Origin of the sequence: Psychrobacillus sp. (assembly GCF_032154225.1) — a bacterium.
In the GTDB taxonomy this organism is placed as follows: domain Bacteria; phylum Bacillota; class Bacilli; order Bacillales_A; family Planococcaceae; genus Psychrobacillus.
In genome coordinates, this window is sequence record NZ_JALDYF010000011.1 from 72,210 (window position 1) to 86,560 (window position 14,351).

General features: G+C 36.2%; 19 protein-coding genes. 11 read left to right on the plus strand and 8 right to left on the minus strand.

Going from position 1 to position 14,351, the window contains the following annotated elements; translation table 11 throughout:
* Positions 1 to 7 precede the first annotated feature (7 nt).
* From RUH95_RS14295 to RUH95_RS14310, 4 genes are all read left to right on the plus strand, one after another.
* Positions 8 to 475 (plus strand): cytochrome c oxidase subunit II, encoded by a 468-nt coding sequence (locus tag RUH95_RS14295; RefSeq protein ID WP_313893562.1) that lies wholly within the window; start codon positions 8 to 10, stop codon positions 473 to 475.
* A gap of 17 nt (positions 476 to 492) precedes the next feature.
* Positions 493 to 2,172: a cbb3-type cytochrome c oxidase subunit I gene (locus tag RUH95_RS14300; RefSeq protein WP_313893563.1), complete on the plus strand. Its 1,680-nt coding sequence runs from the start codon at positions 493 to 495 to the stop codon at positions 2,170 to 2,172.
* A 71-nt stretch (positions 2,173 to 2,243) separates the two neighbouring features.
* Positions 2,244 to 2,876, plus strand: coding sequence for an SCO family protein (locus RUH95_RS14305; protein ID WP_313893564.1), 633 nt, complete (start codon positions 2,244 to 2,246; stop codon positions 2,874 to 2,876).
* A gap of 3 nt (positions 2,877 to 2,879) precedes the next feature.
* Positions 2,880 to 3,437 carry a hypothetical protein gene (locus tag RUH95_RS14310; protein ID WP_313893565.1) on the plus strand — a complete coding sequence of 186 codons (558 nt, stop codon included), beginning with the start codon at positions 2,880 to 2,882 and terminating at the stop codon, positions 3,435 to 3,437.
* A 131-nt stretch (positions 3,438 to 3,568) separates the two neighbouring features.
* Here the strand turns inward: RUH95_RS14310 and RUH95_RS14315 are convergent, their stop codons facing one another.
* The 5 genes from RUH95_RS14315 to RUH95_RS14335 all read right to left on the minus strand — a co-directional run bounded on the left by RUH95_RS14315 (position 3,569) and on the right by RUH95_RS14335 (position 6,400).
* A complete protein-coding gene (locus RUH95_RS14315) occupies positions 3,569 to 3,856 on the minus strand; it encodes a metal-sulfur cluster assembly factor (protein ID WP_313893566.1) in 288 nt (95 codons plus the stop codon).
* A gap of 21 nt (positions 3,857 to 3,877) precedes the next feature.
* Positions 3,878 to 5,125: a hypothetical protein gene (locus RUH95_RS14320; RefSeq protein ID WP_313893567.1), complete on the minus strand. Its 1,248-nt coding sequence runs from the start codon at positions 5,123 to 5,125 to the stop codon at positions 3,878 to 3,880.
* A 1-nt stretch (position 5,126) separates the two neighbouring features.
* On the minus strand, positions 5,127 to 5,342 hold the full coding sequence (locus RUH95_RS14325) for a DUF2249 domain-containing protein (protein ID WP_313893568.1): 216 nt from the start codon (positions 5,340 to 5,342) through the stop codon (positions 5,127 to 5,129).
* Positions 5,339 to 5,587, minus strand: coding sequence for a DUF2249 domain-containing protein (locus RUH95_RS14330; RefSeq protein ID WP_313893569.1), 249 nt, complete (start codon positions 5,585 to 5,587; stop codon positions 5,339 to 5,341). Before RUH95_RS14330 ends, RUH95_RS14325 begins: the two co-directional genes overlap by 4 nt.
* Positions 5,588 to 5,707: 120 nt before the next feature.
* The gene (locus tag RUH95_RS14335; protein ID WP_313893570.1) at positions 5,708 to 6,400 is read right to left on the minus strand and encodes a Crp/Fnr family transcriptional regulator; all 693 of its coding nucleotides are present in this window, start codon (positions 6,398 to 6,400) and stop codon (positions 5,708 to 5,710) included.
* Positions 6,401 to 6,600: 200 nt separating this feature from the next.
* Here RUH95_RS14335 and RUH95_RS14340 point away from each other — a divergent pair, with 200 nt between their 5' ends.
* From RUH95_RS14340 to RUH95_RS14360, 5 genes are all read left to right on the plus strand, one after another.
* Positions 6,601 to 6,840 carry a DUF2249 domain-containing protein gene (locus RUH95_RS14340; RefSeq protein ID WP_313893571.1) on the plus strand — a complete coding sequence of 80 codons (240 nt, stop codon included), beginning with the start codon at positions 6,601 to 6,603 and terminating at the stop codon, positions 6,838 to 6,840.
* A gap of 103 nt (positions 6,841 to 6,943) precedes the next feature.
* Positions 6,944 to 8,095, plus strand: a complete 1,152-nt coding sequence (locus tag RUH95_RS14345; RefSeq protein WP_313893572.1) for a TIGR04053 family radical SAM/SPASM domain-containing protein — start codon at positions 6,944 to 6,946, stop codon at positions 8,093 to 8,095.
* Positions 8,096 to 8,228: 133 nt separating this feature from the next.
* Entirely contained in the window at positions 8,229 to 8,612 is a 384-nt protein-coding gene (locus RUH95_RS14350) for an iron chaperone (protein WP_313893573.1), read from the plus strand.
* Between the two features lie 19 nt (positions 8,613 to 8,631).
* Positions 8,632 to 9,534 (plus strand): GNAT family N-acetyltransferase, encoded by a 903-nt coding sequence (locus RUH95_RS14355; protein WP_313893574.1) that lies wholly within the window; start codon positions 8,632 to 8,634, stop codon positions 9,532 to 9,534.
* A 79-nt stretch (positions 9,535 to 9,613) separates the two neighbouring features.
* On the plus strand, positions 9,614 to 10,090 hold the full coding sequence (locus RUH95_RS14360; RefSeq protein ID WP_313893575.1) for an NUDIX hydrolase: 477 nt from the start codon (positions 9,614 to 9,616) through the stop codon (positions 10,088 to 10,090).
* A gap of 191 nt (positions 10,091 to 10,281) precedes the next feature.
* On the opposite strand, the gene nagE is transcribed toward RUH95_RS14360, so the two are convergent.
* From nagE to RUH95_RS14375, 3 genes are all read right to left on the minus strand, one after another.
* Entirely contained in the window at positions 10,282 to 11,724 is a 1,443-nt protein-coding gene (nagE, locus tag RUH95_RS14365; protein ID WP_313893576.1) for an N-acetylglucosamine-specific PTS transporter subunit IIBC, read from the minus strand.
* Positions 11,725 to 11,788: 64 nt separating this feature from the next.
* Positions 11,789 to 12,607 carry a PRD domain-containing protein gene (locus RUH95_RS14370; RefSeq protein WP_313893577.1) on the minus strand — a complete coding sequence of 273 codons (819 nt, stop codon included), beginning with the start codon at positions 12,605 to 12,607 and terminating at the stop codon, positions 11,789 to 11,791.
* A gap of 42 nt (positions 12,608 to 12,649) precedes the next feature.
* Complete coding sequence (locus RUH95_RS14375) at positions 12,650 to 13,132, minus strand: PTS sugar transporter subunit IIA (RefSeq protein WP_313893578.1); 483 nt, start codon at positions 13,130 to 13,132, stop codon at positions 12,650 to 12,652.
* A 437-nt stretch (positions 13,133 to 13,569) separates the two neighbouring features.
* Here RUH95_RS14375 and RUH95_RS14380 point away from each other — a divergent pair, with 437 nt between their 5' ends.
* Positions 13,570 to 14,103 carry a GNAT family N-acetyltransferase gene (locus RUH95_RS14380; RefSeq protein ID WP_313893579.1) on the plus strand — a complete coding sequence of 178 codons (534 nt, stop codon included), beginning with the start codon at positions 13,570 to 13,572 and terminating at the stop codon, positions 14,101 to 14,103.
* A 77-nt stretch (positions 14,104 to 14,180) separates the two neighbouring features.
* Positions 14,181 to 14,336, plus strand: coding sequence for a DUF1540 domain-containing protein (locus RUH95_RS14385; RefSeq protein WP_313893580.1), 156 nt, complete (start codon positions 14,181 to 14,183; stop codon positions 14,334 to 14,336).
* Positions 14,337 to 14,351 lie beyond the last annotated feature (15 nt).

Consider the following 14,351-nt stretch of genomic DNA (forward strand, 5'->3'; position numbering starts at 1 on the left):
AAGGCAGATGAAAATGCATCGTACGGAAGAAATATGGCTGATTATCGGAGTTGCAATTTTAGTTATTTCTATGGTCATAACCGGGTATCAAGCATTTGCATTGGAGATGGGACCACCAAGTGGAACGGAGTTAATCGATCCGCAGAAGGTAGATGAAACCGCTCCATTCGACAACACGGGTGTTTTTCAAACAGGTGATAATAAATATGAAGTGATCATGACATTGCAATTATTCTCTTTCACACCAAGTGAAATAGAAATACCAGCAGGGGCAGAGGTGACTTTTATCATGACATCAAAAGATGTTGTACATGGATTTCAAGTTGCTAAAACGAATTTGAATGCAATGGTAATGCCTGGTCATATTCAAAAAATCACACAAAAGTTTGATGAACCTGGAGAATATTTAGTTTTATGTAATGAATATTGTGGTGCCGGCCATCAGATGATGAGCACAACAATTACAGTTAAATAGGGAAGGAGAATATTAACATGGGAGCGGAAGCAAAAGGTTCTATGAAAAACAAAGTAAATAATATGTTAGGTGCTAATCCAAAAGATGCACGTTTGTCGTTAACTCTTTTTGCAGTAGCATTTATCGCATTTTTTCTCGGAGGAACGCTAGGGTTACTCCAAGGACTTAACCGCGCGGGATTACTAGAATTGCCAGCATGGCTGAATTATTATCAAATACTTACAGCACACGGGGTTTTATTAGTTCTCGTATTTAGTACGACATTTACAATCGGGTATTTCTACGCAGCACTTTCCCATACACTTGGTGGACTTCTTCCGAAAGTAAGGAAGATGGGCTGGATTGCTTTTGGATTAATGGTAATCGGAGTTGTGTTTGCAACCGTAACGATTGTGATGGGTGACGCATCTGTCATGTACTCGTTTTACCCTCCGATGGCTGCATCCCCTTGGTTTTATGTAGGTTTAGTATTTCTTGTTATTGGTATTTGGACATCGGCGTTCGGGGCATTTATCAACGTAGCAGATTGGCGTAAAAAACATAAAGGGAAGCATATTCCATTGCTTGCATTTTTTGCAGTCGGCGTATTCGTCCTACTATTTTTCGGAAGCTTTGGTGTAACAGCAGAAGTGTTAATGATTATTCCATGGGCTTTTGGATGGACAGATACGATTAACGTTATGTTAAGTAGAACACTGTTTTGGAGCTTCGGGCATACGCTCGTAAATATTTGGTATTTGACAGCAGTATCAACTTGGTATGTAGCAGTTCCGAGAATTATCGGCGGTAAATTGTTCAGTGATTCATTAGCTCGCTTAGTCGTGATTATGTTAGTTGTGTTAAATATTACAGGTGGATTTCACCATCAAATTGTTGACCCAGGTATTACAGAAAGTATCAAATTCATGCACGTATTTATGAGTCTATCAATAGGTTTTCCTTCATTAATGACAGCTTTTGCGATGTTTGCGGTATTTGAACGCACTGGCAGAAGAAAAGGTGCAAAAGGATTGCTTGGTTGGTTTAAAGTATTGCCTTGGGGAGATGTTCGCTTCCTTGCGCCAGTTATTGCGATGTTTGCGTTTATTCCAGCGGGAGCAGGTGGAATTGCCCAAACAAACAATCAATTAAATCAAGTCGTGCATAACTCATTATGGATTGTAGGCCACTTCCACTTAACATTAGGAGTGACAGTTGTCTTATCCTTCTTCGGGGTTGCATATTGGTTAATACCGTTTTTAACAAAACGTGTGCTTACTCCAGCAATCAATAAATTAGGTGTGATTCAGACAATTATCTGGACAATAGGAATGATATTCATGTCTGGGTCCATGCATATGGTTGGACTGATTGGTTCACCAAGAAGAACTTCTTATTCAACATACGGGGATAATGCTACAGCGTTAAGTTGGGACCCATACTTAATATTCTTAGCAATCGGCGGAACACTATTAATGATTGGTGTTGTCTTAATGGTCTACATCGTTTTCTACCTTATGTTTAAAGCACCAAAAGGAGAAACAGAATTCCCACTTGCAGAGTCAGAAGACGATGCTGCACCAACACCAAAATGGACAGAGCGATGGACATTATGGATTGTGTTAATGATAATAGTCGTATCAATGGCATACGTAATTCCTGTTGTGGACATGATTATTAATGCACCACCAGGCTCTCCACCTTTTAGAACTTGGTAGCATACAACACTCGGAGATAGTCTGATAGAAAGACTATCTCCTTCTATTTCAAAGCATAGGACGTGATTTGTATGATTCAAAATAAGCCAAATAAAATAGCGATTTTTCTTGTAATTCTATTTGGAGTTTCCTTGCTTTTTGTTGGTACGGATGGTTTTACAGCTTATACAGCCGAAACTGCCAGGGTCAATAAACTAATGAAGGAAAATCCAGTGTTCCCAGAAGTAACGCTGGAGGATAGCAAAGGGAGAGTGTATCCATTTTCAGAGTTTAAAGGGAAATATGTGCTTCTTACATTTATTTACACAGCTTGTACAGAAGTTTGCCCACAGCTAGAACTGAATTTATCCGAAGTATATAATCAAATTCCACAAAAATATATTGGAGAAGATATTCTCTTTTTAAGCATAAGCTTTGATCCAACGAAAGATGATCCAGAAACACTAGAAAGATATCGCTATTATTTTGATAGTGATGGAGAAACTTGGAGAATGGCGAGAATTACGAATGAAGCAGAATTGACGAATTTATTGAAAGAGTTTGGCGTTATTGTCATACCAGATGAAAATGGAAATTTTCAGCATAACTCTGCTTTCTATTTAGTAGATCCTAATGGCATTTTAGTAGAGGTGATGGACTATAAAAAAATAGATGAAGCGGCGAATAAAGTGACATCTATTGTAGAAGAGAAAGTAGGGGAGTAGCATATGAGGCAACCATTGTATGGACTCACTCTTTATATTTTCTTAATGTTACCGCCAGTTGCAACGCTAGCGGAGTCAGTAATGGCGATTCATATGCATATGCAAATGCCGTTATTCGTAATCGTTGGCGTATTAATGGCTACTTTTTTTCAACGACGATTTTCACGTTTGTTTGCAATATGGAATGGCAACGGGATACCAGGAATTATTCTTTTTATGATAATCGTTATTTATTGGATGCTTCCGCGCACGATGGATGAGGCATTGACTATACAGAAAATCGAATTATTTAAGTTTGTTAGTTTACCATTTTTAGCTGGTGTTCCTTTGCGAGATAGTTGGCCAAAGCTTGGGGTTATTGGGAAGAATATTATTTTTGTTCTATTAAGCGTGTTATTTAGTAGTATGGCGTGGTTGTATATAATGACACCAATCCAGCTTTGTAATAATTATTTAATTATTGAACAAAAAACACTAGGATGGGGATTTGTTTTTCAAGCAGCTGGTATTTTTATCTATTTTGCAATGGCGTTGTTTATAGATAAGTCCGATTATGAATGAAGAACCGCCAAATTTATCTTTGGCGGTTTTCGTGTTGGATGGAATATGGTTGATTTACCTGAGCATTCATTCAATCAAAAAAACTCATTGGAAGAAGTAAATCCTTTTCCAACAAGCCCTTCCCAACTACTTTACAGCAGTTCCTTCGCTCGGTCACTCATATTTCCTGGATTCCATGCAGGGTCCCAAACGACATTTACTTCAACCTCTCCGACACCTTCTACCTGACTGACACGGTGCTTTACTCCGTTTGTAATATTATCATGCATTGGGCAGCCGGGAGTTGTTAATGTCATGATGATCACTACATTATTACTCGCATCTGCACGAACATCATACACTAAACCTAAATCTACAATATTAATCCCTAATTCGGGGTCCACGACATCATATAACGATTGTTTTACTAGCGATTCCAATTATAAAACTCCTTTTCTGTATCAATGAAATAAAATACGAACAATAGAACTAGCGTAAGCGAGTGAAGTGATTGCTAATAATGCCTGGAAAAAGAAAACAAGCATACTGATTTGAACGAGCGCACCAGCAGTTAAACCGGTGATGCCAACGATAAAAAGTATAAATAATAGTACGCTCCACTTTTCATTGAACATATCTTTTAAATTAGGAACTTGTTCTTTACCGATTTTATCGGCGTATTTAAATGTCCACCAAAGGAAAGGAACGATTTTATATAAATAACCTAAAATACTAAATATAATCCAGCTCATCACATAAAGAAATATTAACCAGCTCCAAATAGTCAAATGATTGACTGCAAATAAGCTAAGCATGAATGCAATGAAGTGAATGATCAAACCATTTACGATAGCTAGAAGGGAAAACATAAACGGCTTGTCGAGTCTCTTTTTCAATCGTTTCGATAAAATATCTTTCATATCTAAAACAAAAAAAGTAAATCCACAAAATAATAATAGCCAACCACCGGTGCGTAGTGTAGTATCCTGCATCCCAAAAGAGACGATTACTACGAGCAAACCAACTAAGTAAGAAAAGAATGCTAATTTCGCCCATTTCATCGAAAAGCCATGTGCAAGGCTAAACATAGGAACTAGTTTATACGAAAAACCAAAAATAAGAAGCGTAAACCAACCAGCAACTCCTAGAGTAATATGAGAAGTTAAAATCGTGTTATGGCTACTAATTCCACCATATGCAATATTCCATGCCAATAAAAACCCAGCTAAAATAGTAAGAAAAAAGCAAGTAATTGCGGCAAGAACGAAATAGGTAATGATATTTTTCTTTTTCTGCTTTCCAATAGTTAATGCCATTTGGAAAATGAACAGGACCATTCCGATAATCGTTAAAATTCCTCCGTAAACAGCGATGTCAGGCTTAATTCCTAATAATAGCGAAAGTGATGTAATTCCAACTAATGTAAAGCTAAACTGAATAGCTCCTAGTTTTTGACTCCAAATAGGTGTTAAAAAAGCGACCGGAACTAACTGATACATAGCTCCCATCGCAATCATTGCCGCAAAACCTAAAAGAAGGAAGTGTGCCCCCATCCAAATAGTTGGTAGCCTAAACTGGCTATCGATTAATAGATTGCTATGAAAAAGGAGCAAAAATTGTGCTGCAACAAATGCTAGTAAGGCGTATAAAATAAAAGCTAATGGTAGTTTAATATTCGTGTTTGATTGGAAATTTGTATTTATTATCAACTTAATCACCAGACTTTGTAATTGTAATTTTAAAACTGCCGTCCTCAAGCTCCTCTGTTTCATGGGCGTATCCAAGATCATTTAGTTCTTCATATAAAAACATCGGTCTGCGGTCATTAATGATTGCTATTTTTTCTCCTATGCTCATTAAATCTAGTCTTTTTAAAGTGCGCATCATTGGTTGTGGTGGCTCTAATCCACGATTATCTAATATCATGCTTCTACATCTCTTTTCTTTGAGTAAGTTACTTTCCAATGTTTTTTTTCTATTTTTTCCGTTTCATATTGAAACCCTTTTCTCCCTAAAACCTTATGCAATGGTGTCGGGTTAAACGGGGCATGTAACACAAAAACTTGGTCCTTTTCTAGCGTTTTAACAACGCCCATAATTTTATCAAAAGGTTCTTTTTTTAATAATAAATCTTCTCGTACATCTAACTCGATTATCGCTTGTTTTTGCATAAAACATTCCCACCTTTCATCTAATACCTATATGATAATCATTTTCAATTAGAGGTGCAGTGATTTGCATCACTAAAATGAAAAAAAGCATACCAGTAGTTGGTATGCTTCCATTCAAAGTTAAAATAACTCTTCCTTTAATTTGTCGATATGTAAAACAATATTCCCAATTGAATCTGTATATAATAGGTCTTTCTTTTTAAGATAAGTAAGCGTTCTACTAACTGTTTCACGACTGGAGCCTATCATATTAGCTAAATCCCGATTCGTAAAGTGCGTAGTAATACTAAACTCTGTGTCGTTAACTTTCTTTCCATGATTTTTGGCTAAGCGAATTAAAAGTAAAATAATTTGTTCATACGTATTGTGCAAAATTTTCTCTTCTAGCCGATTTTGTAAATCGACGAGTTTATCTCCTAAAATGCGAAATATTTTCACGCAAACTTCTGGATTTGTAACTAAGAACTCTTCAAACAATTGAATGGGTATATATATTAATAATGCATCCTCTGACACTTGGGCATGTGCAGGATAATTCCCTTTTCGAAAAAAGCCCATATGTGGAAACATATCACCTTGTTGAAGCACATTAACAATTTGTTCTTTTCCTTGCATATCTGTTCGATATATTTTTATCTGTCCTTGATGAATGAAGTACACATTTGTCAATGGATCATCTTGCATAAATATATGCGTACCTTGCCGATACATACGGTTTTTTGCTAATTGAACAATTGGTTTAATTTCTGAGTCTGTTAGATCCTTAAACAAAGGAAATCGTTGAAGGAGCTCTTGCACAGATCCTGGATTCATGGAGAACACCCTTTCTATCGTTAAAAGCTCGTCTTATTAATATTACTTGAAAATTAGTAGAGAGAGTATGATTTTAATCACACAACTTGTATGTGATTGAAATCATACTTTTTTTGTGCGCTTCCTCACTTTGAGATGACCGTATTAGCAGTATGATGAGGATGTCAAAGAAACATAATAATTTTAGGAGGGAATAGTAGATGAGTGACATTCAATTTACCGTTAAACTGTTTGCACCTGATATTGCACCAAAAATTAGACATCCTCGTATTTTTGAAGCTTTTGAAAGTTTAAACGCTGGAGAATTTTTAGAGCTTACAAATGATCATGATCCAAAACCTTTACAATATCAATTTATGATAGAAAGAGAAGGAACATTTACTTGGGATTATCTCGAAAATGGACCTGAACTTTGGCGCGTTGCGATAGGAAAAAAATAGGTCCTTTAGGTCCCTGTGTCTGACACAACTTCAAAACTAGTCTGAATTGTATTCAAATTGTGTCTGTCATAGGGATACTTATATTTCACTATGGAGGGATCATATGTTTACTCGAGACTATAATAAAAATCCATTTATCGTCATTTGGGAGCTAACTCGTGCTTGTCAGTTACATTGCCTACATTGCCGGGCAACAGCACAGCATCATAGACATCCGTTAGAATTATCATTTGATGAAGGAAAAAAATTAATAGATGATATTTATGAAATGGATAATCCACTGCTTGTATTTACTGGTGGTGACCCTTTAGAACGACCAGATGTTTTTGAGATTGCACAATATGCGATCAATAAAGGGGTACGTGTATCCATGACACCATCTGCCACGCCTAATGTGACAAAAGAAGTGATGCAAAAAGCAAAAGACATTGGCTTGGCTAGATGGGCATTCAGTATAGATGGCCACTGTGCAGAAATCCATGACCATTTTAGAGGGACGACTGGATCTTTTGATTTAACGATGAATGCGATCAACTATTTACATGAATTAAATATGCCACTTCAAATCAATACGGTTATTTCACGATATAATTATGAGCATTTAGACGAATTAGCAAATATGGTGGAAAAACTAAATTGCGTACTATGGAGCGTTTTTTTCCTCGTGCCAACAGGTAGAGGAAAAGAATCGGATATGATTACTTCTGTCGAGCATGAGAAAGTATTCAGATGGCTTTATGATTTATCGAAGCGAGTACCATTTGATATTAAAACAACAGCAGGTCAGCATTATCGCCGTGTGGTCATTCAACAAAAAATGCGAGAGAAAAAAGGAATGAGTGACAAGGAACAAATCTTTTATGAAGATGCTTTAATGGGAGGAAAAACGGGTCAAATTGATGGTTTAGGAAGAGCTCCAAAAGGAGTAAACGATGGCAATGGATTTGTCTTTATCTCGCATACTGGCGACGTGTTTCCAAGTGGTTTATTGCCAATAAAAGCAGGGAACGTCCGCGAAACACTATTAGCTACTATTTACCGTGAATCCGAACTGTTCCAAAATTTAAGAAGTCCAGAGAAATACAAGGGCAAATGTGGCGTTTGTGAATTCAATAAAGTATGCGGTGGGTCTAGATCAAGAGCATACAGCGCAACTGGAGACTATATGGAAAGCGAACCATACTGCATATACATACCACAAGCAATGAGAACAAAATCCGTCCCTGTGTCAGAAACAACTTCAACACTATTCTGAATTGCATTAGAATCACAAAAATATCTTACTCCTTTATATAAGGGTGTAAGGTATTTTTACTTCTTTATCATTTATATTGAGCAGTTTATAGCTTAAAATGAAGTTAAGTATATTGAACTGGGAGGAAGAGATGATGGAAGACAACAAAAGCACTTTTCTAACAATTGATGAATATATAAGCCAATTTTCTGCAGAGATTCAAGGGAAACTAAATACATTAAGAATGGTAATAAAAGAATCGGCTCCAGAAGCAGAGGAAAAAATTAACTACCAAATGCCGACGTTTGCGCTACATGGTAATCTTGTACATTTTGCTGCTTATAAAAATCATATTGGGTTCTATCCATCTTCTAGTGGAATTGCCGCGTTTCAAAAAGAATTATCCGGTTATAAGGGAGCGAAGGGTTCTGTACAATTTCCATTAGAAGAGCCACTTCCATATGAACTGATAAAGGAAATTGTACTGTTTAGAGTTGCTGAAAATTTAAAAAAGGCAGAGGCTAAAAAGAAGAAATGATTTTATTGGGGGAAATCAAATGAGAGTAGAAAGCTTAACAAAGTCGAAAGTTCCTGACTTCATAGAGTACTGCAAGAAGCATAAAGAACAGCTGGATGATTCATTTTTGTATGAGGAAGATTTTCAAACATTTGAAGCGAATGAAGCGAATCCTACTTATGTTTTGATGAATGAACAAGGTAACATGGTAGGAGTAGTATCGCTCATGATCGACGAGTATAGTAAACGAGGAAGAAAGGGACGCTTCCGAATTTTTCATTCAGAGATGGAGAACCTTGAATGTTATTCCATGATGATGGAGTCTATTTTAAAGCATACCGCTGGATTCGATAAAGTTTTCTTGTTTGTTCCATTCACGAATAAAATGCTACAAACGTTCATCGAAGGACTTCATTTTAATATAGAAAGATACTCCTTTGTGCTTGTTCGAGAAGAATTGGAAGTGCCAGAATTTAGTTTACCAGAGAATTATACACTTAGAGCTTTCCAATTAGGAAAAGATGAAGAAGCTTGGTGTACGGTTAGAAATGCCGGTTTTGCAAAATTGCAAGGAAGTGAAACACCAATCACACCAGAAATGGTTATAAAAATGATGACTGCTGAAGAGCATATTGAAGGAGCTTCTATGATTTTATATGACAAGGAGCTACCAGTCGGAGTCATTAGAGGTACTGATGATGAGTACGAAAATTCACCGATAATGGACATCGGACCAATTGCCATATTGCCGGAGTATCAAGGGAAGGGATTGGGGAGAATTTTGGTTAGATCCGCTTTGCAAATTGCAAAAGAAAAGTCATATGCAAAGACAATCCTTTGTGTGAATGCGGATAATGAACGAGCAAAAGCATTATATGTTCAAGAAGGTTTCCAACAAGTTGAGGCAGTCATTTGTTATAAGTATGATACGGAGAATGGATGAAATAGGTCCCTGTGTCCGACAAAACTTCGATACTATTCTGAATTGTGTCTATCACAGGGACATAAAAAAGGAGGATTTTATGGATATATCTTTTAAAACACCAGAAGGAAGATTCAATTATCGTGTAGCGGGATTATTAATACATGATGGTAAATTACTTATTATGCAAGATGAAAACCAGCCTTATTACTATGTTCCGGGTGGAAGGGTAATGCTACATGAAAAAAGCGTAGATGCGATGAAAAGGGAAGTGGAGGAAGAGCTATCCGCAGAAGTGAATATAAAACGCATGTTATGGGTGAATGAAAATTTTTTCAATGAAGAAAGATTGAATGAGCAGTTTCATGAAATTTGCTTTTTCTATTTATTAGAATTGAAAGATCCCGAAATTTTGAACAGGGGCGAAGAATTCATTATTAATGAAGATGGCAAAATACATACGTATTATTGGAAAAGCTTTGAACAGTTGAAGGATATACAATTGTATCCATTATTTTTGAAAGAGAAGATGATGGAGTTGCCGTTGTCTATTGATCATTTAGTAGAAATTAAATAAGGCGGTCACTTTTGAGACAGCAACGATTTGTGTTGCGGAAGGTGGAATCGACCAGACAATCGGTCGATCGAACTCTTCTAAGAATCGATCAATCGCAATAAGACTGCCTAATTGTGTCTATCACAGGGACATAAAAAAGACTGTAAACAAGCTCAAATTTCTGAGTTTGTTTACAGTCTATTTTTATCCTACTATTTTCGAAGTTTTTCCATTTCATCTGCAACAAACTGTACGCTTGTTCCGACGATTACTTGAATACTTTGTGGACCAACTACATTAATGCCGGGAACACCAGTATCTTTGATTTTTTTCTGATCAACAGCATCCATATTTTTAACTTCTATACGTAGACGAGTTGTACAGTGGTCAATAGAAGTAACGTTTGCATCTCCACCTAAGCCTTCATAAATTTTAGATGCCATCGCAGAGAATTTATTATCTGTTCCACTATCTGCTACCGAATCCTCATCTTCCTCATTGTCACCTCTACCAGGTGTTTTCAAATCGAATTTCACGATTAAGAATCGGAATAAGAAGTAGTAAATAACTCCAAATACTAAACCTTGTACGATTAACATATAAGGCTGGTTAGCGAGTGGATTTGCTAAGCTTAAGGAAAAATCTATAAACCCTGCACTAAAACCAAATCCAGCGGTCCATTGAAACGTTGCGGCGATGAACAAAGATAGACCAGTTAATACAGCATGCACTACATAAAGAGCTGGAGCTAAAAACATAAATACAAATTCAATAGGCTCTGTCACACCTGTAAAAAACGAAGCGAATCCAGCTGCTAGCATTAAAGCCGCAATTTGTTTTTTTCTATTTGTTTTAGCTGTATGATACATTGCAAGAGCAGCGGCTGGTAATCCAAACATCATGATTGGAAAGAAACCAGCCTGATACATACCAGTGACTCCTTTGATACCAGATCCATCCAAAAACTTGCCGATATCATTTATCCCTATCGTGTCAAACCAAAATATGTTATTTAAAGCATGGTGCAAACCAGTAGGAATTAACAAACGATTAAAGAATCCGTACAACCCAGCTCCAACCGCACCTAACCCACTGATTGCTTCTCCAAAAGTAACTAACCAACCAAAGAAAATAGGCCAAACAATGTATAACACACCTGCAACTACAAGCATAGAAGCAGCGGACATAATTGGAACGAGTCGTTTTCCGCTAAAGAATGCTAAGAAATCCGGTAGTTTCACATGACTAAATCGATTGTACATAATGGATGCTACAATTCCTGAAATTATTCCGATAAATGCATTCCCGATTTTAGCGAAAGCTGGGTCAACATTTGCTACATCTATCCCTTGATACATGGCTACTGAGCCTGATGATAACAAGGTCGTGACTACTAGAAATGCAACCAACCCACTTATTGCCGCAGAACCATCTTTGGCTTTAGACATCCCTAGTGCAACCCCAACTGCAAATAAAATCGGGATATTGTCTATAATCGAAGCTCCGCCTTTTACTAAGAAAGCAGCTAACACATTCCCAGATCCCCAACCATCGTGGTCAATCCAGTATCCAATACCCATCATAATCGCCGCTGCTGGTAATACAGCAACTGGCAACATTAAAGAACGTCCGAGCTTTTGTAGATATTTCATCATATTAAAATTCACTCCCATTCAAAATTGTTTTAAAAGGTATAAAAATAAAATAATGCCGGTATTTTTATTGCTTACGTAATCTTTCAATATGCAGTGCAATATAGCCTAATTCATGATCAGGCAGTTCAATACTATGCAACTTCTTTACCTCTTTGGCAACTTCAGTCGCGCAATTGTACGAAAAAGCAAATTTCTTTTGAATCATGACTAGCATTTCTTCATCCATCGTATGAAGTTCATAGTTATTCATTCTTGTTAAAGCAAAACGTAAATGTGTGATTAAGCGGTGATAGGAAATATCATCTTCCTCAAGGTGCATATCCAAGTTTTTTTGAATAATTTGGACCATATTTCGAATAATCGTTGTTTGCCTTAACGTTTGGTGTAAATCACCTCCTTGTGGTTTCATCGTATGAATATGAAGGGCAATGTAAGCGGCTTCATCTTCTAGCATATCAACTTGGCATTTTTCTCTAATATGTTGTATTGCCCAAAGACCAATTTCAAATTCTCTTCTATATAATATTTTAATCTCATGTAGAAGCTTGTTATTAAGGTGAATACCATCTTTCATTCGTTCAATTGCAAATGAAACATGGTCCGTAAGTACAATATGAATATGTTCGTTTAACTTTGTACCAATATATTCTTCAGCGTAAGAAATAATTTCTTCGGAAATAGTAAAATGTTCTTCAGGAATTCTACTTAACAGTTGCTGAAGTTTATCATTCTCTTTCATAACAAAGATCTTTTCGACTTTGTCTAGACTGACGATATCGTTTCTTTTCTTATTAAAGGCAATTCCAGCCCCTACAGCAATCTTCTCACGCTCATTGTCGACTACGACGACAGCATTATTATTGAGAATCTTAGTTATTTTCATTGGAAGCGCTCTCTCCCTTATGAACGACATGCAAGCTCTGCATTACTTAGCGGAAATGTTCATGACTACTGTTTCACCTTGGATAGCAGCATTTGTATAACTACATTGAACTTCTTTGTCAATGCCATTTGTAATGATGATTGGAGTTACAATGCTTTTTGCATGTTCTCGAATATATTCCAAATTTACTTCGATAAGTAGTTGTCCGACAGAAACATGGTCACCTACTCGAACAAGTACTGTAAATCCTTCTCCTCGCAATGAAACCGTTTCTAATCCTACGTGAATAAGAATTTCCGTTCCATCTTTAGCACGTATTCCAACTGCATGCTTTGTGTCTGACACTAGAACTATTTCTCCATCCATAGGTGCAAGAACCTTTCCAGCAGTAGGCATAATTGCAACACCTTCACCCATCATTTTTTGGCTGAAAACTGGATCTGGAACGTCCTCTAATGGAATAACTTCTCCATTCATAGGTGCTAAAACTTCCAAATTCTTTTTCTTAAATAGTTTCGATAGCATATAAAAAACTCCTTTTTCGTATATTTTTACAATAGAAAAGGCATGGAGGCAAAAGAGCAGCTATATATAACTTCTCAGTTTACCACCATGCCTGATCTCGTCAGTAACATGTGATCCAATATTGAACTAATATTCAGATAATATCACCAGGTAATTTATAATGCAATAGAAATTTGAAAAAAAGTTTGTGTGCACAATGTAATTGCTTAAATTATATGAAACAAATTCAGTAATAAGTACATTTTTAAAAATAAATAAATTCTGTTTTGGTGAGTTAAAACAAGATGAAATTAATTAGTATTAATCCCATTTGAAGTTGTTCATACGCTAAACTCCACAATGCCGAAATACCTTTCTTGACTTTGGTTTTAGACAAATGCAAAATTTGATTATAGGCAGTTGTCTAAAAGATTAAAATGGAAAGTAGGTATTAAATAATGAATTTCACTCCTTTTCCAACAATAGAAACAGAAAATCTTGTACTAAGAAAAATGGATGAAAATGATCGTTATGATTTATTTGAAATGAGAAAAGATCCACGTATGAATGAGTATACCGATTCTAAGGTGGATGAACATATTTCTGAAACAGAAGCCTATATCGAAAAAATGAATGCAGGTGTTGAAGAAAACAAATGGATTATTTGGGCAATCGAGCACAAACTAAGTAAGAAAGTAATTGGATCGATAAGTATTTGGAATATAAATAACAAACAAAAGAGTGGCGAACTCGGTTATGGAATTACCCCGAATTTTCAAGGGAAAGGCTATATGAAAGAAGCATTGCAAAGTATTGCGCAATATGGCTTAAATGTAATGAATTTAAAGGAATTATTCGCTTATACAGAAGCAAATAATAAGCCATCGATCTGTCTATTAGAAAAATGTGGCTTTACAGAAGTTGGGAAAGTGGAAGAAGCGGGATATTTCAGTAGTAAAATTTACCATATGATTATTTATAAACTGAAGTAAAGCTATTTATTGAATTCTAACGTCGAGTATTTTTCCTCCTAAAGTTGTTCATGCTAACAAAAAGGAGGTGTGACACTTTGGCGAAAGATGTTCTTTGTGAGGTCAATAATTGTACGCATTGGGGTTCAGGAAACAAATGTAATGCAGAAGCAATTTATGTAGTTAGTAAAAAAGGTAACCAAGCTAATAATAGTGAAGAAACAGATTGCCAAACGTTTGAACAGGAAGTTTAACATATTAGGATAACC

Excerpts from the sequence above, each read along its gene's own strand:
- RUH95_RS14380 (WP_313893579.1), top strand. The coding sequence starts at position 13,570 with ATGAATTTCACTCCTTTTCCAACAATAGAAACAGAAAATCTTGTACTA.
- nagE (WP_313893576.1), bottom strand. The coding sequence starts at position 11,724 with ATGATGAAATATCTACAAAAGCTCGGACGTTCTTTAATGTTGCCAGTT.
- RUH95_RS14325 (WP_313893568.1), bottom strand. The coding sequence starts at position 5,342 with ATGATATTAGATAATCGTGGATTAGAGCCACCACAACCAATGATGCGC.
- RUH95_RS14335 (WP_313893570.1), bottom strand. The coding sequence starts at position 6,400 with ATGAATCCAGGATCTGTGCAAGAGCTCCTTCAACGATTTCCTTTGTTT.
- RUH95_RS14375 (WP_313893578.1), bottom strand. The coding sequence starts at position 13,132 with ATGCTATCGAAACTATTTAAGAAAAAGAATTTGGAAGTTTTAGCACCT.
- RUH95_RS14340 (WP_313893571.1), top strand. The coding sequence starts at position 6,601 with ATGAGTGACATTCAATTTACCGTTAAACTGTTTGCACCTGATATTGCA.
- RUH95_RS14330 (WP_313893569.1), bottom strand. The coding sequence starts at position 5,587 with ATGCAAAAACAAGCGATAATCGAGTTAGATGTACGAGAAGATTTATTA.
- RUH95_RS14360 (WP_313893575.1), top strand. The coding sequence starts at position 9,614 with ATGGATATATCTTTTAAAACACCAGAAGGAAGATTCAATTATCGTGTA.
- RUH95_RS14355 (WP_313893574.1), top strand. The coding sequence starts at position 8,632 with ATGAGAGTAGAAAGCTTAACAAAGTCGAAAGTTCCTGACTTCATAGAG.
- RUH95_RS14310 (WP_313893565.1), top strand. The coding sequence starts at position 2,880 with ATGAGGCAACCATTGTATGGACTCACTCTTTATATTTTCTTAATGTTA.
- RUH95_RS14345 (WP_313893572.1), top strand. The coding sequence starts at position 6,944 with ATGTTTACTCGAGACTATAATAAAAATCCATTTATCGTCATTTGGGAG.
- RUH95_RS14350 (WP_313893573.1), top strand. The coding sequence starts at position 8,229 with ATGGAAGACAACAAAAGCACTTTTCTAACAATTGATGAATATATAAGC.
- RUH95_RS14300 (WP_313893563.1), top strand. The coding sequence starts at position 493 with ATGGGAGCGGAAGCAAAAGGTTCTATGAAAAACAAAGTAAATAATATG.
- RUH95_RS14305 (WP_313893564.1), top strand. The coding sequence starts at position 2,244 with ATGATTCAAAATAAGCCAAATAAAATAGCGATTTTTCTTGTAATTCTA.
- RUH95_RS14295 (WP_313893562.1), top strand. The coding sequence starts at position 8 with ATGAAAATGCATCGTACGGAAGAAATATGGCTGATTATCGGAGTTGCA.
- RUH95_RS14370 (WP_313893577.1), bottom strand. The coding sequence starts at position 12,607 with ATGAAAATAACTAAGATTCTCAATAATAATGCTGTCGTCGTAGTCGAC.